The sequence below is a fragment of the Nonomuraea aurantiaca genome (assembly GCF_020215705.1).
GTDB lineage: Bacteria > Actinomycetota > Actinomycetes > Streptosporangiales > Streptosporangiaceae > Nonomuraea > Nonomuraea aurantiaca.
The window spans coordinates 176,523-198,819 of the sequence record NZ_JAIWNB010000006.1 but is presented as its reverse complement, the minus strand read 5'-3'; the positions used below and the strand labels follow the sequence as shown (position 1 = coordinate 198,819).

The window sequence follows — 22,297 nt, the reverse complement described above, 5'->3', positions numbered from 1 at the left end:
GGCCCAGGTGGCCTACGGGCAGGCCAGCCCGAACGGGAGAACGGCCGTCAAGCGGCTGGCATCAATGGCCCGCGCCGCCCTCGCGCTGACCGGCGCTCAATCCCCGTAAGCGCCGCCGGGCGGGTGTTGGCGATCGGCGGCGACGATGAGCCTTTCTGACTTCACCCGTATCCGCACGGCGGCGACGGACGTTGACTGAGAGGTGTCCGGCTGCCGGCCTGAGGCGGTGAGCCGCGATGGATGCTTGGGCGCCCGGCTGCTCGCAGCACACCCCGGCCAAGGCCTCTTCGGGTCTATGGGGGACGTCGTGGCCACCATCCAGGCCGGCACCGGCACCAGCTCGCCCCCGCCCGTGGCCGGTCCCGCCCAGCTGGGGCCGGGAGCGATGCCGGTGGCCCTTCCCAGCCTGAAATCACTGGCCAGACAGGCCATACCGCGCCTGCTAGAGGCGGTCATCATCCCGCTCGCGCTGTTCTACACCGCGCTGGCTGCCTTCGGCCTGAACAGCGCACTGGCCGCAGTGCTCGCCTGGGCCTACGGCAGCCTGGCCTGGCGGCGGCTGCGCGGCCGCCCCCTTTCCCCGAGCATGATCCTGGCCACCGTCACGATCACCGCCCGCGTCTCGCTGGCGGCCTGGAGCGGCAGCGCCATCGTCTACTTCCTGCAACCCGAGCTGGGCACCATCTGCTTCAGCGTGATGTTCCTTGCCTCGGTATGGCTGCGCCGCCCGCTGGTCGGCAAACTGGTCGGCGAATACGTCCGGCTGCCCCGGGCCGTCATGGCGCATGAGCGCATGCGCAGCTGCTTCGTCCAGGTCACCCTGTTGTGGGCGCTGGTCCTGCTGGCGAACGCCACCTTGAGCATCTGGCTGCTGCTGTCCGCCACGCTTGGCACCTACCTGCTCGTCCGCCCGAGCAGGCCCGACGGCGGCTGGGCACCGACGCGGATCTGCGGGTGATCGATCTGGCCAGCCCACTGCCCTTCCCCGACGACGCGTTTGACGATGTCATTGCGTCCCTGGTGCTGCACTATCTGGAAGACTGGGGACCGACACTGGCCGAGGTGCGACGCGTGCTAAAGCTTGGTGGCAGACTTCTCGTCTCGGTCGACCATCCTTTCGTGTTCACCCTCATGAGCGCCATGGCCGGGGAAAAGCCCGGCTATTTCGGAACCCGTAACCGGATCGAAGAATGGACCATGGGTGGGCAGAGCGCCCAGATGAGCTTCTGGGACCCGCTGCACGAGATGACCGAAGCCTTCACCGCGGCCGGCTTTCGCATCAGCGTCATCAGCGAACCGCCGTTTGTGCCGGAAGCCCGCGAACTGTTCCCCGAGGAGCTACGCGAGATCGAGCCCACCCGGACGAGATTCCTGAGCTTCCTGTTCTTCGTGCTGGAAGCCAACTGATGGCGTCTCGTCACGACCGGCTGTGATGACTGAGCGTTTCAGAGGGCGATTCCCGCCAACTGAAGCGCTCAGTCACAGCCACCTGCGCGTCTAGTGCGAAAAAAATAGGGCCGTGCGGCGAAAAGCCGCACGGCCAGGGGTGGAAGTCGAGCGCGGATGGGTGGGAGCCGGGGCAGGACGGGAGGCGTCAGCTTCCAGCCATAGCGGAAGGCGTCAGCACGCGGCGGGCTTGAGCCAGGAGCACTCGAGGTCGGTGGTCGCGCTCTCATCCGGCGCGCGGAGCTGCGACACGGTGTTCACCGGCGCGGTCCGCGAGAACTGGGCGAGCCGGATGGCGATCTTGTCCTCGATGTCCTTCGGCGAGCCCGACAGGAACTGGTTGAGCATGATGGAGAACACCAGCGGCTCGCCCTCCGCGCTGTTCACATAGCCCGACAGCGACGTGACGCCGGTCAGCGACCCGGTCTTGGCGTGCACGTTGTTGGCGGCGGCGGTGTTGCGCATCCGGCTGCGCAGCGTGCCGCCGGTGAACCGGTCGGCGTTGCCCGCGATGGGCAGCGCGTCGTACCAGGTCTTGAACCACAGCTTGGCGCGTACGGCGCTCAGCAGCTGGACGATCGAGCCCGGCGCGAAGCCGTCACGGCGCGAGAGACCAGAGCCGTCCCGCATGTTGAGCACCTGCACGCCGTTGGCCTTGGCGAAGTCGGTGCTCACCTTGAGCCCGGCCGCCCAGGTGCCCTGGCCGGAGACCTTGCGGCCCATCGCCTTGGTCAGGATCTCGGCGTGGATGTTGTTGCTGAGCTTGAGGAAGGGCACCAGCAGCTCGCTCAGCGGCATCGACTGGTGCTCGGCCAGCGTGGTCGCGCCGGACGGGGCCGCGCCGGTGACGGTCGGACCCGCCACGCGGACGCCGTGCTTGGCCAGGGACTTGCGGAACAGCGAGGCCACATAGCGGGTGGGGTCGTCCACGGCCACCCACTCCTGGTACGGGTCGGCCACGGTGCCGGTGATGACCACGGTGTTCGTGGAGTGCTGCCGCTCGATGAGCACGTCGGTCGTGGTGCCCACGGTGGCCTTGTTGACGATCTTCAGGTAGTCGGTCTCGGGCGTCGTCGACACCTTGACCTCGTTGCCGGCGGCCGCCACGGAGACGATCACCGAACCGGCGTCGTAGTCCCGGTCCGGGGAGGCGGTCAGCGCGGAGATCTGCGCCGCGTAGTAGGCCGTCTCGTCGTCCCAGGTCCAGTCGTTGCCGAGCCGTACGGAGTCGAACCACGTGTCGTCGGCGACCAGCTTGCCCGCGACCAGCTTGACGCCCGAGGCGGCGACCTTGGCGGCCAGCGCGTCGTAGTCCTCGGCCAGCATCGTCGGGTCGCCGGTGCCGCGCAGGACCAGGTCGCCGGTCAGCACGGAGCCGATCTTGCGCCCGCCGCTCAGCACGGTCGTGGGGAAGCGGTAGTCCAGGCCGAGCGTATCGACGGCGGCGGCGGAGGTGAACAGCTTGGTGTTGGAGGCCGGGATCATCAGCTTGCCGGCGTCCGTGGCGTACAGCTCGTCGCCGTTGGCCACGCTCTTGACGACCACGCCGGCCCGCCCGACCGTGAGCCGCGAGTCGGCGAGAATCTGATTGATGTCCTGGTTCAGGTCCGCGACGCCCGCCGAGGGGTCGAGCGCGACGGCGGGGGAGGAGGGGCTGGACGCCCACGCGAGGGCCGCGACGAGCGCGCCCGCGACGAGGGATGCTGAGGTGCGCCGCATGGGGTCTCCAATGAGGACTGGGGGTCTCGCCTGGGATCATGCGGCAGCGCACGCAGCCTGTAATCCGCAAATATCCGTATCTTTGGGGTCAGTCGTACGGCGGGCCCGTACCCAGGAAAGCGCCTAGGAGAGCTGGCCGGCGTTCACCATGAAGCCGCAGTCGCCGAACGAGACCTCGTCGCCCGACTTGATCTTGGCGGGTCCGACCAGTCGCCAGCCGTTCAGCCGCGTGCCGTTGAGCGAACCCAGGTCGACCAGCATCCATCCGCCGTCGTCCTCGCGCCGCAGCTCGGCGTGCACCCGCGAGACCGTCAGGTCGGACAGCACCAGGTCGCAGGCCGACCCGCGACCGACCACATAGCGCACGCGGTGGTCGTCGGGCAGGGCCAGCCTGGGCAGGCGCGGCCGGCGCCAGGCCGCCTGGAGGCGGGTGGTGAAGTCGGAGACGTTCGACACCGCGTCGGTCACCCGCTGGCGGAACGTCCGGCGGCGGGGCAGATCGGCGACCAGCTCGTCGAGCTCGTGGCGGTTGCGCGCCCGCAGGGCCTGATCCACCCGGCCGACGAAGGTGTCGTGGGAGATCCGCCCTTCGACGGCGCGGTCGCGGAGCTCGTCGATCGCGCGATCGCGTTCCCCGTCGGACGCGCGGAACGGTGGATGCGTCGAGCTCATGCCCTGAGTATCGGCCTGAACGGCGTTCCCTGTCCAGAATATGCGAATCAGTTGCGTTGAGCATACTCAGTATGCATACTCAGTATCCATGTCGATCAGACACGGACTGCTCGCGTTACTGAGCAGGGGGCCGCGTTACGGCTACCAGCTCCGGGTGGAGTTCGAGGCGTCTACGGGGGCGACCTGGCCGCTCAACATCGGCCAGGTCTACACGACGCTCGCCCGGATGGAACGTGACGGCCTCGTCGAGCCCGGAGGGGCCGACGAACAGGGGAGGGCCGTCTACACGGTCACCGAGGCCGGTCGGGCCGAACTGGAGCGATGGTTCAGCACCCCCGTCGACCAGACCGACCGGCCTCGGGACGAACTGGTCATCAAGCTCGCCATGGCCGTCGCCGCCGGGGACGTCGACGTGTCAGCGGTGATCCTGGCCCAGCGCACCGCCACCATGCGCGCGCTGCTGGAGCTGACCAAGGCGAAACGGGCGAACACGGATGGGCTCGCGCAGCGGCTCGTCCTCGATTCATTGATCTTTCAGGCCGAGGCGGAACAGCGCTGGCTGGACCACTGCGAGGCCGTACTCAAGGAGAAGAACACATGAGTGTGCTGAGACTGGACGAGGTGACGCGCGCGCACGGCCAGGTGCACGCGCTCAGAGGGGTGAGCCTCGAGGTCTCCAGCGGCGAGCTGGTCGCCGTCATGGGCCCGTCGGGCTCCGGCAAGTCGACCCTGCTCAACTTAGCGGGCGGCCTCGACCGGCCGACCTCGGGCAGCGTGACGATCGAGGGCACGGACCTGGCCGGCGTGACGGACCTGGCGGCGCTGCGGCGCGGCAGCGTCGGGTACGTCTTCCAGGACCTGAACCTGATCCCGTCACTCACGGCCGCCGAGAACGTGATGCTGCCGAGGGAGCTCGACGGCGTCCGCTCCCGGCAGGCCCGCGAGGAGGCGCTGGCCGCACTGGCCTCGGTGGGGGTGGACCACGTCGCCGACCGCTTCCCCGGTGAGCTGTCCGGCGGGCAGCGGCAGCGTGTGGCGATCGCCAGGGCGCTGGTCGGCGAGCGGCGCTTGGTGCTGGCCGACGAGCCCACGGGGGCGCTCGACACGGCGAGCGGCGACGAGATTTTGCGACTGCTGCGCGAGCGCTGCGACGAGGGCGCGGCGGTGCTGCTGGTCACCCACGAGCCCCGCTACGCCGGGTGGGCCGACCGCGTGGTGTTCCTGCGCGACGGGGAGATCGCCGACTCGACAGCCGTACCTCTGGAGAGCGCCCGATGAGCGCCTTCGCCGCCGCGCTGCGGATCTCCCGCAGGGACGCGCTGCGGTTCAAGGGACGCACGGCGCTGATCATGGTGATGATCGGCCTGCCGGTGCTGCTCATCACCGGCGTGCTCACGGGGTACGCCACCCTCGACGTGAACGAGCGGGAGGGGCTGACCGCCGATCTGGGCATCGCGGACGCGCGGATCTCCACGACGGGCCAGAGCTGGATCAAGCAGGAAGTCTCGGGCAGGGGCTGGTCTGGCAAGCAACAGTCGTCCAATGCCCCGCGGTGGACGACCGCAAGGGTGGCCGCGCTGGTCGACGGTCGGCTCATCCCGTCCGACAAGGGCACCGTGCTGTTCGCGGGCAAGGACGGCTACGAGACGGCGGATGCCAGTGAGGTGGACCTGCGGGACCCGATGACGCGGGGGATGCGACGCCTGACGGAGGGTAGGCTCCCGGCCGCTCCCGGCGAGGCGGTGGTGACAGCTGCGGTCTTGGAGCAAGGAGTCAAGGTCGGCGACAAAGTCGATGTGATCCGGACGAACAAGCGAGTTCGCGTGGTCGGCGTGATCGAGTTTCCGAACCGGCCGGGTGTACCGGAGTTCGTCGGACTCCAAGGTGCGCTTCTGGCGGACAAGAACCCCGGCAACGGCACCGGCTGGCTCGCCGATACCGCCGCGCCGTTCGACTGGTCGCGGGTACGGGCGCTGAACACCGACGGGCTCTATGTCCAGTCCAGAGCCGTCATTGAGGATCCGCCCGCCGACATCCCCCAACGTGCCCCGGACAAGAACCAGCTGCTCGGGATCACGCTCGCCGTCGTCTTCATCGTCATGGAGACGGTGCTGCTGGCCGGGCCCGCGTTCGCCGTGGGACTGCGGCGCCGCCGGCGGGAACTGGCCGTGATCGCGGCACAGGGCGGCTCGGGCACGCACCTGCGGGCCATCGTGCTCGCCGACGGGGTGGTCCTCGGCGGCGCGGCGGCGCTGACCGGGACGGTCCTCGGCATCGGCGGCGCTTTTGCGGTGGTGACGTTGGCCGAGCAGCTGTTCGGGTCGCTCGGCCCGTTCGAGGTGCCGTGGGCGAATGTCGCGGGAGTTGCCGTGCTCGGCGTGGTCAGCGGGCTGATCGCCGCCCTGGTGCCCGCCGTGCAGGCCGCGCGGCAGAGTCCTGCCCAGGTGCTGGCGGGCCGTGAAGGCGAGCTCCGTGACCGCGCGGGCCGTCCGGTGCTCGGTCTTCTGCTGGTGGTGGCCGGGCTGGTCCTGGTCTGGCTGAGCCTGGTCAGGCTGGGCTCGCGCGGCAACGAGTTGCCGCTCGTCGCGGCCTTGGGGCTGGTCGTGCTGGGGCTGGTCGCGTTGATGCCGTGGCTGGTGCGCCGGACGGGCCGGTTCGCCGCCCGGCTGCCGCTCCCGCTGCGCCTGTCGGTCCGCGACGCCTCGCGCCACCGGTCCCGTACGGCCTCCGCGACGGCCGCCGTCATGGCGGCCACCACGGCGGCGGTCGCGTTCGGCACCGGGCTCGCCAGCTCCGATGCGGCCTATGACGCCGCCTACCATCCCTACGCCCCGACGGGCAGCATCAAGATCGAAGCCAATGAGCTGGACGACAGCGGCTGGGCCAGGCTGCGGGTGGCGGCCGAGCGCGAGCTGCCGAAGACCCAGCTGCTTCCAGCTTCGAGTCCGGTGAACTCCCAGGGCCGTCAGGCGTGGATCGACCTCGACCGCGACTGCGATGGGCAGTGCGAAAACTCCTATTATGGAGGTGACCTTCCGGTCGGCGACGCGCGGTTGCTCGCGTTCATCCAGGGACGTCAGGATCCGCAGGCCGCCGCGGCCCTGGCCGCGGGCAAGATCGTGGTGTTCGATCCGGCGCTGATCAAGGACGGCTTGGCCACCCTGATGTCCTACGGGAGGAAGGGCGAGATCAGCCGCAAGCAGGTTCCCGCCGTGCTGGCGAGCGCCGCCGATCCGCGGGTCAGCGGCGGGGTCGTTCCACCGGCCGTGCTGCGGTCCGTCGGACTGCAGGTGAAGGAGCGGCGGCTGTACGCCATGTACCAGCCGGCGGATCAGGATCGCCTGAGGCAGTCCCTCTCGGTGGTCGACAACCGGGTCGACCTCTACGTCGAGAGCCCCAGGGAAGGCGCGTTCACGCAGATGTTCTGGATCCTGCTGGGCGCCGCCATGGTGCTGGTGCTCGGCGGCTCGTTCGCGGCCACCGGGCTCGCCGCGGCCGACATGCGCCACGACCTGAACACCATGTCGGCAGTCGGTGCGCCGCCGCGCGTCCGGCGGCTGGTGGTGGCCGGTCAGGCGGGTTACATCGCCGGGCTGGGCGCGCTGGTCGGCATTGGGGCTGGGACGGTGGGCGGAATCGCGCTGTCGTGGCCGATGAGCCGCCACAACGGGGTCCAGGGGGCGGACTGGTTCAATCCCGGGCCCACGACGATCTCCATTCCCTGGCTGTTCCTCGCCGCGGTCGCGGTGGGTCTGCCGCTGCTGGCGGCGCTGGTGGCCTGGGCGTTCGCCAGGACGCGGCTGGAGTTGACCCGTCGCTTGGCGTAAGACGTACCCGCGTGCTCGTGACCGCGGTCCGCTCGATGCGGGCCGCGGTCATGCGCGTCCGTGACCCGGTGTCAGCCGGGCCACGGGCTGGGCCGGTTTCGGCCGGGGCCAACGGCTGGGCCGAACTCGGGCCGCAGGGGTCGCGGCTAGTCGATCACGTCCGCGCAGACCACGTGGGCGCCGATCTCGATCATCCGTTGCTCGCTGCGCGAGTCCGCCACCCGGGCCATCAGGATGGGCGCCCCGCTCGCCGCGAACTGCGGCAGCCGGGCGCGGGCCCCGCGGTGCAGGTCACGGACCACGTCCTCGGCGGCCGACATGTGCACCTTCACGTGCAGCATGATCCCCGGCGCCCCCGAGGCGGTGCGCGCCTCGGAGATCCAGACGTGGTGCACGAGCGGGTAGTCCATGAGCAGGTTCCCGATGGCCCGCCGCAGGGCGGGCAGGATCGGGTGCGTGCACCGCCGGTAGCCGGGGTCGACCTGCTGCATGGGCCCCGACAGGTGCGGTCGCGGCGCCGGGATCCAGGGCAGCGAGGGGGCGTCCGCCGAGCGCGGTGCCACCTGCGCGAGCGCGGCCCCCCGTGACACGGTGGCCATCGCGCCCGTCGCGTACGCGGCGGGGACGGCTCCCGACAGCACCGGATGGGGCCCCGAACGCGTCGAGGCGAGGAAGCGCTGCAGGTCGTCGATGGGCACGGCCGCCGCTGCGGGCCCCGCCGCGTCGATCACGATCTCCCGCACACCCGTGACGCGCTGGATGTCGAGGATCGTGTCCGGATCGCAGGCGGAGAGGGAGTGACTGCCGCGGTGCCTGGCGTACGTAGCCGCGCCCGTGTATCCGAGCAGCACTCTGTCGCCGGCCTGGGTCGTACCCAGGACGACTGATCGGTCTGGTCGCACTGCCACCAGAACCCCACCGTCAGCGAGCGCCGCCAGCAGGCGATGTGGGCTGCCACGCTGGGCGAGCACGTCGGCAAGCGCAGGATTCCCGATGCTCATATGACGAACCATAGGTAGTCGGTCACGGCTTATCAGGCTAATAGCCAAGAAATCCCCCGATCAAGACAAAGATGGGAGCAGTGTGGATGAGTTTCCGGGAGCCGGGGTACGGAGGCGGCTGTCTCAGATCCTGGGTCACTCGTGAACACGTTCACAAGCGCGGATAGACTCGGGGGGTCCGAGGGGCCCGCTGAGGTGTCCCTCAACGCCCGCCCGCATGCCCCTAAGGATTCACTTCCATGAGCAAGCCCGTCGTACTGGTCGCAGAGGAGCTGTCCGAGGCAGGCCTCGCCGTACTCGCCAACGATTTCGAGGTCCGTCACACCGACGGCGCCGACCGCTCGCAGCTGCTGCCCGCGCTCGCCGACGTGGACGCGCTCATCGTCCGCTCCGCCACGCAGGTCGACGCCGAGGCCATCGCCGCGGCGCCCAAGCTGCGCGTGGTCGCCCGGGCCGGCGTCGGGCTCGACAACGTCGACGTCGAGGCGGCCACCAAGGCCGGTGTGATGGTGGTCAACGCCCCGACCTCCAACATCACCAGCGCCGCCGAGCAGACCGTCGCGCTCATCCTGGCCAGCGCCCGCAACACGGCCCAGGCGCACGCCGCGCTGAAGAACGGCGAGTGGAAGCGGTCCAAGTACACCGGTGTCGAGCTCGACGAGAAGGTCGTCGGCATCCTCGGCCTGGGCAAGATCGGTCAGCTCGTGGCGCAGCGCCTGCAGCCGTTCGGCGTCGAGCTGATCGCCTACGACCCCTACCTGCCGCCGGCCCGCGCCGACCAGATGGGCGTCAAGCTGGTCAGCCTCGAAGAGGTCATCAAGCAGGCCGACTTCATCACCGTGCACCTGCCCAAGTCCAAGGAGACGCTCGGGCTGATCGGTGACAAGGAGCTGCACGAGGTCAAGCCGTCGGTGCGGATCGTCAACGTCGCCCGCGGCGGCATCGTCGACGAGGCCGCGCTCTACTCGGCGATCAAGGAGGGCCGCGTCGCCGGGGCGGGTATCGACGTGTTCTCCAAGGAGCCCTGCACCGACAGCCCGCTGTTCGAGCTCGACCAGGTCGTCGTCACGCCGCACCTGGGCGCCTCCACGCACGAGGCCCAGGAGAAGGCCGGCACCCAGGTCGCGCGTAGCGTCAAGCTCGCCCTCGCCGGTGAGTTCGTGCCCGACGCGGTCAACGTCCAGGGCGGAGCGGTCGCCGAGGACGTCAAGCCGGGCCTGCCGCTGGCCGAGAAGCTGGGCCGCGTCTTCACCGCGCTGGCGGGCGAGGTCGCCACGAAGCTCGACGTCGAGGTGCGCGGCGAGATCGCCTCGCAGGACGTCCGGGTGATCGAGCTGGCCGCGCTCAAGGGCATCTTCACCGACGTGGTCGAGGACTCGGTCACGTACGTGAACGCGCCGCTCCTCGCCAAGGACCGCGGCATCTCCGTCAATCTGGTGACCAGCTCCGACAGCCCCGACTGGCGCAACGTGGTCACCGTGCGCGGCGTGCTCGCCGACGGCCGCCGTGTCTCGGTCTCGGGCACGCTGTCGGGCCCGCGCCAGATCACGAAGATCGTCGAGGTCAACGGCTACGAGATGGAGATCGAGCCGACCGCGCATCTGTCGTTCTTCACCTACACCGACCGGCCCGGCATCGTCGGCGTCGTCGGCCGCCTGCTCGGCGAGCACGGCGTCAACATCGCCTCGATGCAGGTGGCCCGTGACGCCAAGGGCGGCAAGGCGCTGATCGCGCTGACGGTCGACTCCGCCATCCCGGCCGACGTGGTCGAGCAGATCGGCACCGAGATCGGTGCCGAGAGCGGCCGCTCGGTCGACCTGGAGGACTGACCTCTGCCTCGTTAGGGCGTTCCAGAAAACGGCTGTCGCTTCCGCGGCGGCCGTTTTTCTGTCTCAGGATGCGAGATAGTAGGACGTCCAACGAGACAGCCAAACTACCGCCAGGTATTCTTTCGGAAGATGCGCCAGGTTCTCGTACTTATTACCTGCCGCGGCGGGGCCTGTTAGGGCAGGTCGACGACCCGCCGTGGTGTGCGGCGTTGCGTCGACCGGTAAGTCCCACCGTCCGGTCCGCGATCCGGACCCCACGAGCTCAGGCCCGGTCGGATTCGTGACCGGAGTCCGACTGACAGCACACAACGCCCCGCGAAATGAGATGAGACACATGTACGAGATGTATGCCTGGAACTCCGCCGAAGAGACCACCGACGAGGCGGCCGAGGCCCTGCAGACCGCCCTGGACCGCAGGGACAACGGCGGCGCCCCGCAGAACACCAGCCGCTAGCCCCTCCAACTCCGCGGGTAGCGCTCAGAACTCCAGCCGGTAGAAGGCGGCCATCCTTCTGAAGCCGGGCACGACCTTGGCGAGCCCGGCCGAGATCCGATGCGACGCCGACAGGCGGCCGAGGCCGGGCAGGTCGAAGGCGCTCATCGCGGTGACGAGGCGGAGCTTCGGGCTGATCGACAGCAGGTCGGCCGGGCCGTCCATGCCCCAGCGCATCGTGGCCTCGGCCTTCCTGACCGGTTTGTTGAGCTTCTGCAAGCGCAGGCCGAAGGGGCTGAGCGCGTCGAAGACGAACTGGCCGCCGGGGAACCGGTCGACGATCGCCCTGACCAGCGCGCGGCCCTCCGACGGGTCGAGGTAGTAGAACAGGCCCTCGGCGATGACCAGGACCGGCTTGCCCGCGGGCACCTGGTTCAGCCAGTCGAGGTCGGTGACCGAGGTGCCGATCGTCCGCTGCTCCTCTGGATACAGCCGCCGCCGAAGGTCGATGACGTCTGGATAGTCCACGTCGTACCAGTCGACGCTCGGCGGCGGGTACAGGCGGTGGGCCCGCGTGTCGAGGCCGCAGCCCAGGTGCAGCACGGTCGCCTCGGCGTGGCGGGAGAGGAACTCCCTGGCCCAGCCGTCCAGGTGGCGGGCCCTGAGCGCGACCGAGGCGGCGGTGCGCTCATCCATGCCGGTCTGGCTGAAGTCGTGGTCGATGCGCTCGACGGTCGCGGCCGCCAGGCGGTCGTCGAGCAGGGGATGTGGTGAGCGGGCGTCCAGCGCCCTGCCGTACAGGGTGGCGAGGAGCGTGGCCTTCTCGGCGGCCAGTCGCACCTTTTCGGGAGCCATGCCGTCGAAGCTACACCCGTTTCACGAACTTATGAAGACTGTGAAGCTGCATGGGCGAGGGCCAGCGCGCCGAGCAGCGGGGCGTCGTCGGTGAACCGCGCCGGGCGTACCTCGGGCGGGAAGGGTACGGCCCGGCGCAGCTCTGCCGTCAGGCGCGGCATGATCAGGTCGGCCGCGCCCATCATGCCGCCGCCGACCACCAGACACTCGGGGTCGAAGGTCGCGCACAGGTTGGCCGCGTTCATGGCCAGCAGCCCGATCGCCTCGTCCACCAGCTCCGCGACCGCCGAGTCCGGGGCCGAGGCGGAGAGGGCGAACAGGTCGGCCGCCGTCGTCTCGCGGCCCAGCAGGGCCGTGCCCCGGGCCGCGAGCGCGCCTCCCGAGACTCGCTCCTCCAGGGGAACGTGCCCGTCGGCGAAGGCGGGCTCGCCCGGAACGGCCTGGAGATAGCCGATCTCGCCGGCCGCGCCGTGCGCCCCGTTCACCACCTGGCCGTTCACCACCAGCGCCGCCGCCAGCCCGGTGCCCAGGTTGAGGTAGACACCCGCCGACACGCCGCGCAGCGCTCCCCAGCGCAGCTCGGCCGCCGCGGCCGCCTTCACGTCGTTGTCGATCGCCACCGGGATCGCGCCGAACTCCTCCCGCAGCAGCCGGGGCAGCTCCAGCCCCTCCCAGCCGGGCACGTTGGGAGCCAGCCAGATCCGGCCGTCGCGGATGACGCCGCAGGTCGAGAAGCCCACGGCGGCCGGCGCGCCGTCCAGGTCCCGGGCCGCCGCCAGGGCGCGTTCGAGCGTGCCGGCGCCGGTGTCGAGCCGGATCCGCTCGACGATCTCCGGCCCGTCGGAGCTGGACACGCCGACGGCGACCTTCGTGCCGCCCACATCGATGCCCAGCACGCGGCTCACTGGGCGGCTCCCCGCCGGGCCAGCGAGTCGATCGCCACGGCCAGGGCCAGCACCGCGGCCGTCACCATGAACCGTACGGAGGAGTCGACGCTGAGCAGGTACATGCCGCTGGTGATCGACTGGATCACCAGCACCCCGAGCAGCGCGTCATAGGCCCGCCCCCGGCCGCCGAACAGCGAGGTGCCGCCGATGACCGCCGCGGCGATCGCCATGAGCAGGATGTCGCTGCCGCCCGACTGCTGGTTGACCGCCGACAGCCGGCTGGCCGCCAGGATACCTCCGGCCGCCGCCAGCGTGGAGGCCAGCATGAACGCCAGGATCCTGATGCGCGTCACGTTGATCCCGGCCCGCCTGGCCGCCTCCGCGTTGCCCCCGACGGCGTACACATGCCTGCCGAACGCGGTATGCCTGAGCACGAGATCGAACACCACCACCAGCGCGCCGAAGATGATCAGCAGCAGCGGCACGCCCCGGTCGGCCGACATGATGACCACACCCGCCGCGAGCAGGACGGCCAGCCCGCCCGTTCTGACCAGCAGCCACCACAGCGGAGTGACGGGCAGCCCGGCGGCCAGCCTGAGACGCCGGGTGAGCAGCGCGGAGCCGCCCGAGACGACCACCAGGGCCGCCACCAGCAGCCACGACAGCCAGGACGGCAGCCAGGTGTCGCTCAGCTTCGAGATGAACCCGGTGAACGGCAGGTTGATCGTGCCGCCCTGCCGCAGCAGGAACAGCAGCAGCCCGAGCCAGCCCATCAGCCCAGCCAGCGTGACCACGAACGACGGCATCCGCAGCTTGGTGAACATCAGCCCGTGGATCAGCCCGATCCCCGCCCCCGCGGCGAGGGCGATCAGGATGGCCGCCAAAGGGTTCCAGCCCTGCTTGACGTGCATGATGGTCATGATCGTCGCGCACAGGCCGCTGACCGAGCCGGCCGACAGGTCGATCTCGCCGAGCAGCAGCACCATGATGATGCCCAGCGAGATCGTGCCGGTCGCGGCCATCTGGAGAGCCAGGTTCGTGAGGTTCTCCGGCGCGAGGAAGCGGTCGTTGAGCGCGCTGAAGACGATCGCGATCGCCACCAGCCCGCCGACGACCGGCCACGCGCCGACGTCGCCCTGTCGCAGCCGCTCGACGGCGACCTTCGGCGTGTACGGCTTGCGCGCCAGCGTGTCGGTCATCGTCCTGCCCCCGTGATCGCGGCCACGATCTCCTCCTGCGTGGTGTCGGCCGTACCGAAGTCGCCGGCGTTGCGTCCCAGACGCAGCACCACCACGCGGTCGCTCACCTCCCGGACGTCGGCCAGGTTGTGCGAGATGACCAGGACCGCGAGCCCGCGGTCGCGCAGCCGCCCGATCAGCGCGAGCACCTGGGCCGTCTGCTCCACGCCCAGCGCGGCGGTGGGCTCGTCCAGGATGACCAGGCGTGGCTCGCCGATCAGCGCCCTGGCGATCGCCACGGACTGGCGCTGGCCGCCCGACAGCATGGCGACGGGCACCCGGATGTCCCTGATGCGCACGTCGAGCTGCTGGAGCAGGTCGCGGGTGGCGCGTTCCATCGCGATGTGGCGCAGCAGCGACCAGCGGCGGCGTTCCGTACCGAGGAACAGGTTGGCCACCACGTCCAGGTTCTCGCAGAGCGCGAGGTCCTGGTAGACGGTCGAGACGCCGAGCGCCTGCGCGTCGTGCGGGTTGGCGATCCTGACCGGCGTGCCGTCCAGCGTGATCGTGCCCTCGTCGGGGACGACCACCCCCGAGATGGCCTTGACCAGCGTGGACTTGCCCGCGCCGTTGTCGCCCATGAGGGCGGTGACCTCGCCGGGTCGCAGGTGGAGGCTCGCGCCGTCGAGCGCCTGGACCGCGCCGTAGCGCTTGGAGATGCCTGTCGCGGAGAGCACTACTGGATGCCCGCCTTCGCGCAGGCCGCCTTGACCTCGGCGGTGCAGATCTGGTCGGCCGTGTAGAACTTGTCCTTCACGATCGTGTCCTTGACCTTGTCCGCGGTGACGGCGATGGGGTCGAGGAGGAAGGCGGGGATGTCCACGGTGCCGTTGTTGACCTTGCTGGTCGCGGCGGGCTGCTCGCCCTTGGCCACGGCCACGGCCAGCTCGGCGGACTTCTCCGCCTCAGCCCTGATGTCCAGATATATGGTCATGTACTGCTCGCCGGTGAGGATGCGCTGCACGGCGGCCAGCTCGGCGTCCTGCCCGGTGATCGGCGGCAGCTGCTTGTAGCCCGCGCGCTTCATGGCCGCGATCGCGCCGCCCGCCATGCCGTCGTTGGCCGACAGCACGCCCACGATGTTGTCCCGGCCGATGGCGGTGATCGCCTGCTCCATCTGCTGCTGGGCCTTGTCGGGGCTCCAGTCGGGCGTGTCGAACTCCCTGCCGACCTTGACCTTGCCGTCCAGGACGCTCTTGGCGCCCTTCTTGTAGTCGGCCGAGCTGGGGTCGGTCGGGGCGCCGTGGATCTCCACGATCTGTCCCTTGGACGTCGTGCCCTTGGCGTTCATCGCGTCGAGCAGGGCCTGGCCCTGCATCTCACCGACCCGGACGTTGTTGAACGAGACGTAGTACGCGTAGTCGATGCCGGAGATCAGCCGGTCGTAGGCGATCACCGGGATCTTCTTCTGCTTGGCCTGGTTGACCAGCGGCGCCACCGCGTTGGCGTCGACGGCGTCCAGCACCAGGACGTTCGCGCCCTGGGTGAGGGCCGCCTCGACCTGTTGCTGCTGCTTGGCCGCGTCCTGCTCGGCGTTGCTGTAGAGGATCTTGCAGTCGGCGCAGAGCGACTTCACCTTCGCCTCGAACAGCGGGCGGTCGAACGCCTCATACCGCGTGGTCTTGGATTCGGGCAGGAAGAGGGCGATCGTCTTCGAAGCGGCTCCGGCGCTCGCGCTCGCGCTCGCCGTGCTGCCGCCGGTGCCGGTGGAGTTTCCGCAGGCGGCGGCGGTCAGCAAGAGCGCCGCGGCCGGAATCAGTCGCCATGCTCGGTCCATCGCACATCGTCCTCTCGGTGGGCCCGCCTCGCTGTTTGGTAAGAAAGCTAGTTTACTACCAGGGCCGTTGGCTAGAGTTTGGCGCGAGGAGGGCTGAAGATGCGGGGTGGGCTGGGTAATCCGCGGCTGCTGCGGGTGCTGAACGAGCGTCGGCTGCTCGACCAGCTCCACGCGAACGGCCCGGCGTCACGGGCCGATCTGGCCAAGATCACCGGCCTGTCGAAGCCGACGGTCTCGGCGGCGCTCGCCGGGCTGGAGGAAGACGGGCTGGTGCACCTGGTCGGCGAGGTATCGGGCCGGCCGGGCCCGGTGACCTCGCTCTACGACATGAACGCGGCCTCCACCCACGTGGCGGGCATCGACATCGGCCGCGACTGGATCCGCGTCGCCGTGGCCGACCTGCGCGGCACGTTCGCGGGCCGGACCGACGGGCGCAACACCGCCCGCGACTCGGCCGAGCTCGCGGTCCTCGTGGGCGACCTCTGCCGCGCCGCGGCCAGGGAGGCCGAGCTCGACTGGTCGGTGATCGCCTGCGCGGTGGTCGGCTCGCCCGGTGTCTACGACCCGGCCCAGGGCCGCCTGGACTTCGCGCCCAACCTGCCGGGCCCGCCCGACCTGGCGGGTCGCCTCCGGTCGGCGCTCGACGTCGAGCTGGTCATCGAGAACGACATCAACCTGGCGGCGGTCGGCGAGCACACGTACGGGGAGGGGCGCGGCAAGGCCAACTTCGCCCTGGTCTCCATCGGTACGGGTGTCGGGATGGGCATCGTCATCAACGGCGAGCTCTATGTCGGAGCCAGGGGAGCGGCGGGAGAGGTTTCCTACGTCCCCACGGACTCACCCTCCTACATCCCCACGGACTCGCCCTCTTACGTCCCCACGGACTCGCCCCCTACGGACGACGCCCTGGCCCACGGGGCCACGGAGACGGTGACCTCGGCTCCTGGCGTGGTGAGGGCGGCCAGGGCGGCCGGGCTGGACCTCGAGACGGCCAAGGAGGTCTTCGCGGTGGCGGCGGCCGGTGATCCGGCGGCCCGCTCGGTGGTGGAGGCCGAAGGGCGCCGCATCGGCGGACTCCTGGTGGCGGTGGCGGCGGTGCTGGATCCGGAGGTCATCGTGCTGAGCGGCGGGGTGGGCCGCAACCTGGACCTGCTGGGCGCGGCGATCGAGGATCGGATCGCGGAGCTGGGTCCGCTGCGGCCGGTGGTGGTCGCCAGCGCTTTGGGGGACAGTGGGGTATTGCTGGGCGCGGTCGCCCATGCCCGGGCCAGGGCGTGGGACCTGATCTTCGACGCCAGACAGGGCTGACGGCCTGGGACTGACGGTCTGGGACTGACGGTCTGGGACTGACCGCCTGGGGCCGACCGCCTGCGGCGAGGCCCCTGGAGCCGGCCGTCTGCGGCGAGCCAGTCTTGTGGAACGAAAAGGTCTTGTCCAAGACGTGAGATGTCGTGCTCGACAGTCGAGACAAGCGGGTAAGGTACGCACATGGAGTCGCGGAATATTCGCCTGGCCGTCATCCCCGGAGACGGCATCGGCGCCGAGGTCGTCGCCGAGGGGCTGAAGGTCCTGGAGGCAGTCGGGACCAAGATCGAGGCCACCCACTACGACCTGGGTGCCGCCCGCTATCACCGTACCGGTGAGACGCTGCCCGACGCCGTGCTCGAAGAGCTGCGCGGCTATGACGCGATCCTGCTCGGCGCCGTGGGCGATCCCAGCGTGCCGCCCGGCATCCTGGAGCGCGACCTGCTGCTCCGCCTCCGCTTCGTCTTCGACCACTACGTCAACCTGCGCCCGGTCAAGCTCTTCCCCGGCGTCGAGACCCGGCTGGCCGACACGCCCACCGAGAACATCGACATGGTCGTCGTCCGCGAGGGCACCGAGGGCCTCTACGCGGGCACCGGTGGCGTGATGCGCCGTGGCACGCCGTACGAGATCGCCACCCAGGAGTCGCTCAACACCGCCTACGGCGTGGAGCGGGTGGTGCGCTACGCGTTCGAGAAGGCCAAGTCCCGCCCGCGCAAGAAGCTGACGCTCGTCCACAAGACCAACGTCCTGACCTACGCCGGTGACCTCTGGCAGCGCACGGTCAACCGCGTGGGGGAGGAATACCCCGAGGTCACCACCGACTACTGCCACATCGACGCGGCCTCGATGTTCTTCGTGAGCCAGCCCGAGCGGTTCGACGTCATCGTCACCGACAACCTCTTCGGCGACATCATCACCGACCTCGGCGCGGCGATCGCCGGCGGCATCGGTCTGGCGGCCAGCGGCAACATCAACCCGGAGCGCACCGCGCCCAGCATGTTCGAGCCGGTGCACGGCAGCGCCCCCGACATCGCCGGGCAGGGCAAGGCCGACCCGACCGCCACGATCCTGTCGGTCGCCATGCTCCTGGAGCACCTCGGCCTGTCCGCCGAGGCGGCCAGGGTCGAGCAGGCCGTCGCCGAGGACATCGTCGAGCGCCTGGCGGGCTGGGCCGGCCGGACCACACACGAGATCGGTGACGACATCACCGCGCGAGTATCGAGCTAGGGCCGCCCAGCTCCCCAAGCGCCTGGCGGTCCACATGAGGACCGCCGGGCGCTTTTTCACGTCTAAACGGCCAAATCACCCCATTGGCCCCTTGCCATCCCAAATAGCGAGACACTAGGAAGTACAGACTGCTCATAGCAGTGACTGTCGCGAACCGTAGAGACTGTCCAGAACCGCAGAGATTGTCCAGGACCGTAGAGAGAAGGACCTCCGTCATGACCATCGCTCAGAAGCTCAGCTTCGACGTGCAGCTATCCGACCACGCTCGCACTGCGGCCGAGCGGGAGCAGGTACTGGCGAACCCCGGGTTCGGGCAGACCTTCACCGACCACATGGTGTCGATCGACTACACCGAGGGCGAGGGCTGGCACGACGCCCGGCTTGAGCCGTACGGGCCGTTGTCGCTCGACCCGGCCACCTCGGTGTTCCACTATGCGCAGGAGCTGTTCGAGGGGCTCAAGGCGTACCGCCAGGCCAACGGCTCGATCGCCACCTTCCGCCCGTACGCCAACGCCGCCCGCTTCAACACCTCGGCCGAGCGCATGGCGATGCCCTCGCTTCCGGAAGAGGTGTTCGTCGAGTCGCTCGAAGTCCTCGTCCAGACCGACAAGGACTGGGTCCCCACGACCGAGGGCCACAGCCTCTACCTGCGCCCGTTCATCATCGCGACCCAGGTCGGCCTCGGCGTCAACTACCCGTCCCGTACCTACCGGTACATGGTCATCGCCTCCCCGGCGGCCTCCTACTTCACCGGCGGCGTCAAGCCCGTCTCCGTCTGGCTCTCCACCGAGTACACCCGCGCCGCCCCCGGCGGCACCGGCTTCGCCAAGTGCGGCGGCAACTACGCGGCCGCCTTCGTCGCCCAGCGGCAGGCCGTCGAGCAGGGCTGCGACCAGGTGGTGTGGCTGGACGCGCACGAGCACCGGTACGTGGAGGAGATGGGCGGGATGAACCTGTTCTTCGTCTTCGGCAACAAACTGGTCACCCCCGCGCTGACCGGCACCCTGCTGCCGGGGATCACCCGCGACTCCATCCTCTCCCTGGCTGCCGACCTGGGCCTGGAGGCGTCGGAACGCCTCATCTCGACGGAGGAATGGCAGGCCGGCTGCGAGTCGGGCGAGCTCACGGAGGTCTTCGCCTGCGGGACGGCGGCAGTGGTGACCCCGGTGGGCTCGGTCAAGGGCACGGACCGCTCGTGGACCGTGGGGAACGGCACCCCTGGGGAAGTGACGATGCGGATCAGGGAGGAACTGGTGGGCATCCAGTACGGCTCCCGCCCCGACACCCACGGCTGGGTCCACAAGATCAGCTAACAGCCCGTAGACGTGGGTGGCCGGCCGTTCGCCGCCCACCCACAAAGGGCCTCCGCTACGCTCCGGGCGTCTTTCTCCAGCCCACCCGTTACCCGATTCGGGTGGTTGGCCGTCTGACGCCCACCCTTCTACAAAGGGCCTCCGCTTCGCTCCGGACGTTCTCCCAGGCGGGCTACCGCCCGCCCCCTGGAGGACCTCGCTCCGCTCGGACAGCCTTCCCAGCGCTTCGCCCGGGGTTGGCCGAGTGGAATACACAGGATGCCTGGCCGGAGGCCCATGGCGCGGTGTCCACCACCACGGTGTCGGCACGATTGTTGGCGGCAATGAGGTGGCGCGAGAGATGTCGCCGTGCACGAGCACTCGAGGTACCGAGTCCAGCCGCTTCAGCAGATCACAGCGTCGTTGCCACAACGCCCGGGATGTGCGGGTGCAATTCCATGCCGGTCCACTTCAGCTCACTGACCGCGATCCGCTGAGCGAGTTGATGCCCGGACAGCCACGGCAGATCGAGCTGTGCCAGGCCCGACAGCCTGGTCAGGGTGCCGGTGGCGGCGAGCATTGGTGTGTCATGTGTCCGCAGAGGCCGTGCGCGGGTGACGCCCTGTGGCGATTAAGCATGCGCGTCGTCGCGGACCACTTTCGTGACGCAGGCGGCCAGAGGTATTGCGGTCCGAGACCGTCGATGTGATGCGTATCTCTGTCTGGGTGCTTCGGGCCTGGCATACGCAATCATGACCGGAATGGACACTCGTTTCCTTGGCATCCCCGATCTGGTCGAAGCCCCGTCCGTGGCGGTCGTGGTCGACGTCATGCGTGCTTTCACCGTGGCCGCCTGGGCCTTTGCCCAGGGAGCGGAAAAGATCGTCCTTGCTGAGTCGCTGGACGAAGCCCTGGAGCTCAAGGCTCACCACCGGGATTGGGTGGCGCTCAAAGACGGTCCGCCCGCCCCCGGGTTCGACGCCGTCAACTCGCCGGCCCTGCTGCGGTCTCTTGACCTTGGCGGACGGACTGTTGTGCAGAAAACCACGGCAGGGACGGTCGGCGCCCTTGCGGTCAAGGAGGCGTCGCTGGTGCTGTGCGCCAGCTTCGTGGTGGCGGAGGCGACGGCTCGGCTCTTGCGGACGCGCAAGAGTGGCAGTGTCACGTTCGTGGTCACTGGCGAGGATGGCCAGGCCGATGAAGATCTGGCGTGTGCTCAGTACATCGCTCGGAGGGCCACCGAGGCTGGAACGGATGCTGCTGAGTTCCTCCGCCGCGCTGTCGCCTCGCGCGCCGCCGCCGAGCAGGCAGAGGGGGTACGTCAAGGAGTTCGTCCTGATGACGTCGCACTCTGTCTTGAGCTCGACCGGTTCCCCTTTGCCATGGTGGCGACCTTGGAAGACTCGCTCATGGTCCTGCGTCCACACTCGATGCCTTCGCTGGCTGACGAGGACCCGATCTGATCGCTGCTTCAGCATGCGACAGCGAGTGCCCTGTCGGGTATGAGGTAGCAACTGCATGTCTCGGTGGCGGTGGTTCGGGGCGGCGGCAGGCGGCTGGCCCGGGTTGTTGCGGCGGCTGCGCGATGCCGAGACGCGTCCATCTGACCGGCCGGCAGCGGGCGCTGCTCTTGGCCCTGCTGCTGGACGCCAGCGGTGGTGGCCGAAGTGGAGTTCGTCGGCCACCACGACGAAGGCATGCAGTCGTGGCAGGGGAAGTTCGGGGCGGCCATACGTCTACAGATATCAACTCATCGTCCAGCGCGTATTGGACGTATCACCCCTGGTCCTCCTAGCGTTCGTCGGGTGACGGAGCGACGCGCGATCCTCAGCGGATCGACCTTCGGGGAACAGATCGTGCACGCGGCCACCGTGGGCGACGGCGGCCGCGTGCCCGTGTCGGGGATCGCCGGGTTCGACTACTCGACAAGGACGATCTCGGCCATGATCAGGGAACTCCATGCGAACGAGGAGTTCGAGCAGGTCGAGGAGTTGTTCGAGCGGATCTGGAAGTTCGAGCCGGACAGCCGGCCGCCGCTCACCGCCGGGCTGATGCGGGCGCTGACCCACGTGGGCAACTACGTCTCCGGAGCCTTCGACGGCGACCGGATGGTCGGGGCGGCGGTGGGCTTCTTCGGGCAGGACTCGACCCTGCACTCGAATACCACGGGCGCGGCGGCGGGACAGGGCATCGGCTTCGAGCTGAAGCTGCACCAGCGGCTGTGGGCGCTGGACCGCGGGATCTCCCGGATCACCTGGACCTACGACCCGCTGGTCCGCCGCAACGCGCACTTCAACCTGGCCAAGCTGGGCGCGCGGCCGGCGGAGTACCTGCCGAACTTCTACGGCGTGATGGCCGACGCCATCAACCAGGACGACGAGTCCGACCGGATCCTGGCCGTGTGGCCGCTGACCGATCCGCTGGTCGAGGCAGCGGTCCGGCGGGTGCCGTACCTGCTGGCGGTGCCGGAGGACGCCGTGGTCGGGCTGGGCGACGACGGCGTCCGCCCGGCCGAGGGCCGTACCGACGGGCGCGTGGTGCTGGTCGCCGTCCCCGAGGACATCGAGCGGTTGCGCGCGGTGGACGCCGGTGCCGCCAAGGCGTGGCGGCACGCCGTGCGCGACGTGCTGGGCGGCCTCATGGAGGAGGGCGCCACGGTGACCGGCTTCCATCGCAAGACCTACTACGTGGTAGAGAGGAACACATGATCAAAGGGCCTCCGCTCCGCTCCGGATCGGGCTACCGCCTGCCCCCTGAACGACCTCGCTCCGCTCGGACGGCCTTCC

General features: G+C 69.6%; 20 protein-coding genes. 11 read left to right on the top strand and 9 right to left on the bottom strand.

The features are described 5' to 3' along the window. Window positions 1-307 precede the first annotated feature (307 nt). Together LDL49_RS17030 and LDL49_RS17025 are read left to right on the top strand one after the other, a co-directional pair. Complete coding sequence (locus LDL49_RS17030; RefSeq protein ID WP_308016132.1) at window positions 308-958, top strand: VC0807 family protein; 651 nt, start codon at window positions 308-310, stop codon at window positions 956-958. After that, window positions 955-1,407 carry a class I SAM-dependent methyltransferase gene (locus LDL49_RS17025; protein ID WP_308016131.1) on the top strand — a complete coding sequence of 151 codons (453 nt, stop codon included), beginning with the start codon at window positions 955-957 and terminating at the stop codon, window positions 1,405-1,407. Before LDL49_RS17030 ends, LDL49_RS17025 begins: the two co-directional genes overlap by 4 nt. A gap of 213 nt (window positions 1,408-1,620) precedes the next feature. On the opposite strand, the gene dacB is transcribed toward LDL49_RS17025, so the two are convergent. Together dacB and LDL49_RS17015 are read right to left on the bottom strand one after the other, a co-directional pair. Continuing rightward, window positions 1,621-3,165 carry a D-alanyl-D-alanine carboxypeptidase/D-alanyl-D-alanine endopeptidase gene (gene dacB / locus LDL49_RS17020; protein WP_225292038.1) on the bottom strand — a complete coding sequence of 515 codons (1,545 nt, stop codon included), beginning with the start codon at window positions 3,163-3,165 and terminating at the stop codon, window positions 1,621-1,623. Window positions 3,166-3,288: 123 nt separating this feature from the next. Next, entirely contained in the window at window positions 3,289-3,837 is a 549-nt protein-coding gene (locus tag LDL49_RS17015) for an FHA domain-containing protein (protein ID WP_225292037.1), read from the bottom strand. A gap of 88 nt (window positions 3,838-3,925) precedes the next feature. On the opposite strand from LDL49_RS17015, the gene LDL49_RS17010 reads away from it, so the two are divergent. The 3 genes from LDL49_RS17010 to LDL49_RS17000 are packed head-to-tail and all read left to right on the top strand — an operon-like array spanning window position 3,926 to window position 7,664. After that, on the top strand, window positions 3,926-4,438 hold the full coding sequence (locus LDL49_RS17010; protein WP_225292036.1) for a PadR family transcriptional regulator: 513 nt from the start codon (window positions 3,926-3,928) through the stop codon (window positions 4,436-4,438). After that, on the top strand, window positions 4,435-5,115 hold the full coding sequence (locus LDL49_RS17005) for an ABC transporter ATP-binding protein (protein ID WP_225292035.1): 681 nt from the start codon (window positions 4,435-4,437) through the stop codon (window positions 5,113-5,115). Before LDL49_RS17010 ends, LDL49_RS17005 begins: the two co-directional genes overlap by 4 nt. After that, window positions 5,112-7,664: an ABC transporter permease gene (locus LDL49_RS17000; protein WP_225292034.1), complete on the top strand. Its 2,553-nt coding sequence runs from the start codon at window positions 5,112-5,114 to the stop codon at window positions 7,662-7,664. Before LDL49_RS17005 ends, LDL49_RS17000 begins: the two co-directional genes overlap by 4 nt. Before the next feature lie 146 nt (window positions 7,665-7,810). Here LDL49_RS17000 and LDL49_RS16995 read toward each other — a convergent pair whose 3' ends face one another. Continuing rightward, window positions 7,811-8,665 (bottom strand): hypothetical protein, encoded by an 855-nt coding sequence (locus LDL49_RS16995; protein WP_225292033.1) that lies wholly within the window; start codon window positions 8,663-8,665, stop codon window positions 7,811-7,813. Window positions 8,666-8,904: 239 nt separating this feature from the next. On the opposite strand from LDL49_RS16995, the gene serA reads away from it, so the two are divergent. After that, window positions 8,905-10,494, top strand: coding sequence for a phosphoglycerate dehydrogenase (gene serA / locus LDL49_RS16990; RefSeq protein WP_225292032.1), 1,590 nt, complete (start codon window positions 8,905-8,907; stop codon window positions 10,492-10,494). Between the two features lie 478 nt (window positions 10,495-10,972). On the opposite strand, the gene LDL49_RS16985 is transcribed toward serA, so the two are convergent. From LDL49_RS16985 to LDL49_RS16965, 5 genes are read right to left on the bottom strand one after another with little or no spacing between them, the layout of a single operon-like run. Continuing rightward, window positions 10,973-11,782: a class I SAM-dependent methyltransferase gene (locus LDL49_RS16985; RefSeq protein ID WP_225292031.1), complete on the bottom strand. Its 810-nt coding sequence runs from the start codon at window positions 11,780-11,782 to the stop codon at window positions 10,973-10,975. Window positions 11,783-11,811: 29 nt separating this feature from the next. Continuing rightward, complete coding sequence (locus LDL49_RS16980; RefSeq protein ID WP_225292030.1) at window positions 11,812-12,687, bottom strand: ROK family protein; 876 nt, start codon at window positions 12,685-12,687, stop codon at window positions 11,812-11,814. Then, window positions 12,684-13,868, bottom strand: a complete 1,185-nt coding sequence (locus tag LDL49_RS16975; RefSeq protein ID WP_225292029.1) for a sugar ABC transporter permease — start codon at window positions 13,866-13,868, stop codon at window positions 12,684-12,686. Before LDL49_RS16975 ends, LDL49_RS16980 begins: the two co-directional genes overlap by 4 nt. Next, complete coding sequence (locus LDL49_RS16970; protein ID WP_225292028.1) at window positions 13,865-14,584, bottom strand: ATP-binding cassette domain-containing protein; 720 nt, start codon at window positions 14,582-14,584, stop codon at window positions 13,865-13,867. The genes LDL49_RS16975 and LDL49_RS16970 overlap by 4 nt, the downstream gene beginning before the upstream one ends. Further along, window positions 14,584-15,684: a sugar ABC transporter substrate-binding protein gene (locus LDL49_RS16965; protein ID WP_225292027.1), complete on the bottom strand. Its 1,101-nt coding sequence runs from the start codon at window positions 15,682-15,684 to the stop codon at window positions 14,584-14,586. The genes LDL49_RS16970 and LDL49_RS16965 overlap by 1 nt, the downstream gene beginning before the upstream one ends. A 99-nt stretch (window positions 15,685-15,783) precedes the next feature. On the opposite strand from LDL49_RS16965, the gene LDL49_RS16960 reads away from it, so the two are divergent. From LDL49_RS16960 to LDL49_RS16950, 3 genes are all read left to right on the top strand, one after another. Then, entirely contained in the window at window positions 15,784-16,992 is a 1,209-nt protein-coding gene (locus tag LDL49_RS16960; protein WP_225292026.1) for an ROK family transcriptional regulator, read from the top strand. Window positions 16,993-17,172: 180 nt separating this feature from the next. Then, on the top strand, window positions 17,173-18,219 hold the full coding sequence (locus LDL49_RS16955) for a 3-isopropylmalate dehydrogenase (RefSeq protein WP_225292025.1): 1,047 nt from the start codon (window positions 17,173-17,175) through the stop codon (window positions 18,217-18,219). A gap of 215 nt (window positions 18,220-18,434) precedes the next feature. After that, window positions 18,435-19,532 carry a branched-chain amino acid aminotransferase gene (locus tag LDL49_RS16950; protein WP_225292024.1) on the top strand — a complete coding sequence of 366 codons (1,098 nt, stop codon included), beginning with the start codon at window positions 18,435-18,437 and terminating at the stop codon, window positions 19,530-19,532. 391 nt (window positions 19,533-19,923) lie between these two features. On the opposite strand, the gene LDL49_RS16945 is transcribed toward LDL49_RS16950, so the two are convergent. Further along, complete coding sequence (locus tag LDL49_RS16945) at window positions 19,924-20,091, bottom strand: hypothetical protein (protein ID WP_225292023.1); 168 nt, start codon at window positions 20,089-20,091, stop codon at window positions 19,924-19,926. Between the two features lie 172 nt (window positions 20,092-20,263). On the opposite strand from LDL49_RS16945, the gene LDL49_RS16940 reads away from it, so the two are divergent. After that, window positions 20,264-20,974: a 2-phosphosulfolactate phosphatase gene (locus LDL49_RS16940; protein WP_225292022.1), complete on the top strand. Its 711-nt coding sequence runs from the start codon at window positions 20,264-20,266 to the stop codon at window positions 20,972-20,974. Window positions 20,975-21,316: 342 nt separating this feature from the next. Next, window positions 21,317-22,219 carry a GNAT family N-acetyltransferase gene (locus LDL49_RS16935; protein ID WP_225292021.1) on the top strand — a complete coding sequence of 301 codons (903 nt, stop codon included), beginning with the start codon at window positions 21,317-21,319 and terminating at the stop codon, window positions 22,217-22,219. The last annotated feature ends 78 nt before the right edge of the window (window positions 22,220-22,297 follow it).

Coding starts and splice junctions, on each gene's coding strand:
- LDL49_RS16960 (WP_225292026.1), top strand. CDS start 15,784: ATGCGGGGTGGGCTGGGTAATCCGCGGCTGCTGCGGGTGCTGAACGAG.
- LDL49_RS16985 (WP_225292031.1), bottom strand. CDS start 11,782: ATGGCTCCCGAAAAGGTGCGACTGGCCGCCGAGAAGGCCACGCTCCTC.
- LDL49_RS16940 (WP_225292022.1), top strand. CDS start 20,264: ATGACCGGAATGGACACTCGTTTCCTTGGCATCCCCGATCTGGTCGAA.
- LDL49_RS16995 (WP_225292033.1), bottom strand. CDS start 8,665: ATGAGCATCGGGAATCCTGCGCTTGCCGACGTGCTCGCCCAGCGTGGC.
- LDL49_RS17005 (WP_225292035.1), top strand. CDS start 4,435: ATGAGTGTGCTGAGACTGGACGAGGTGACGCGCGCGCACGGCCAGGTG.
- LDL49_RS16955 (WP_225292025.1), top strand. CDS start 17,173: ATGGAGTCGCGGAATATTCGCCTGGCCGTCATCCCCGGAGACGGCATC.
- LDL49_RS17000 (WP_225292034.1), top strand. CDS start 5,112: ATGAGCGCCTTCGCCGCCGCGCTGCGGATCTCCCGCAGGGACGCGCTG.
- LDL49_RS17015 (WP_225292037.1), bottom strand. CDS start 3,837: ATGAGCTCGACGCATCCACCGTTCCGCGCGTCCGACGGGGAACGCGAT.
- LDL49_RS16975 (WP_225292029.1), bottom strand. CDS start 13,868: ATGACCGACACGCTGGCGCGCAAGCCGTACACGCCGAAGGTCGCCGTC.
- dacB (WP_225292038.1), bottom strand. CDS start 3,165: ATGCGGCGCACCTCAGCATCCCTCGTCGCGGGCGCGCTCGTCGCGGCC.
- serA (WP_225292032.1), top strand. CDS start 8,905: ATGAGCAAGCCCGTCGTACTGGTCGCAGAGGAGCTGTCCGAGGCAGGC.
- LDL49_RS16945 (WP_225292023.1), bottom strand. CDS start 20,091: ATGCTCGCCGCCACCGGCACCCTGACCAGGCTGTCGGGCCTGGCACAG.
- LDL49_RS16950 (WP_225292024.1), top strand. CDS start 18,435: ATGACCATCGCTCAGAAGCTCAGCTTCGACGTGCAGCTATCCGACCAC.
- LDL49_RS17010 (WP_225292036.1), top strand. CDS start 3,926: ATGTCGATCAGACACGGACTGCTCGCGTTACTGAGCAGGGGGCCGCGT.
- LDL49_RS16965 (WP_225292027.1), bottom strand. CDS start 15,684: ATGGACCGAGCATGGCGACTGATTCCGGCCGCGGCGCTCTTGCTGACC.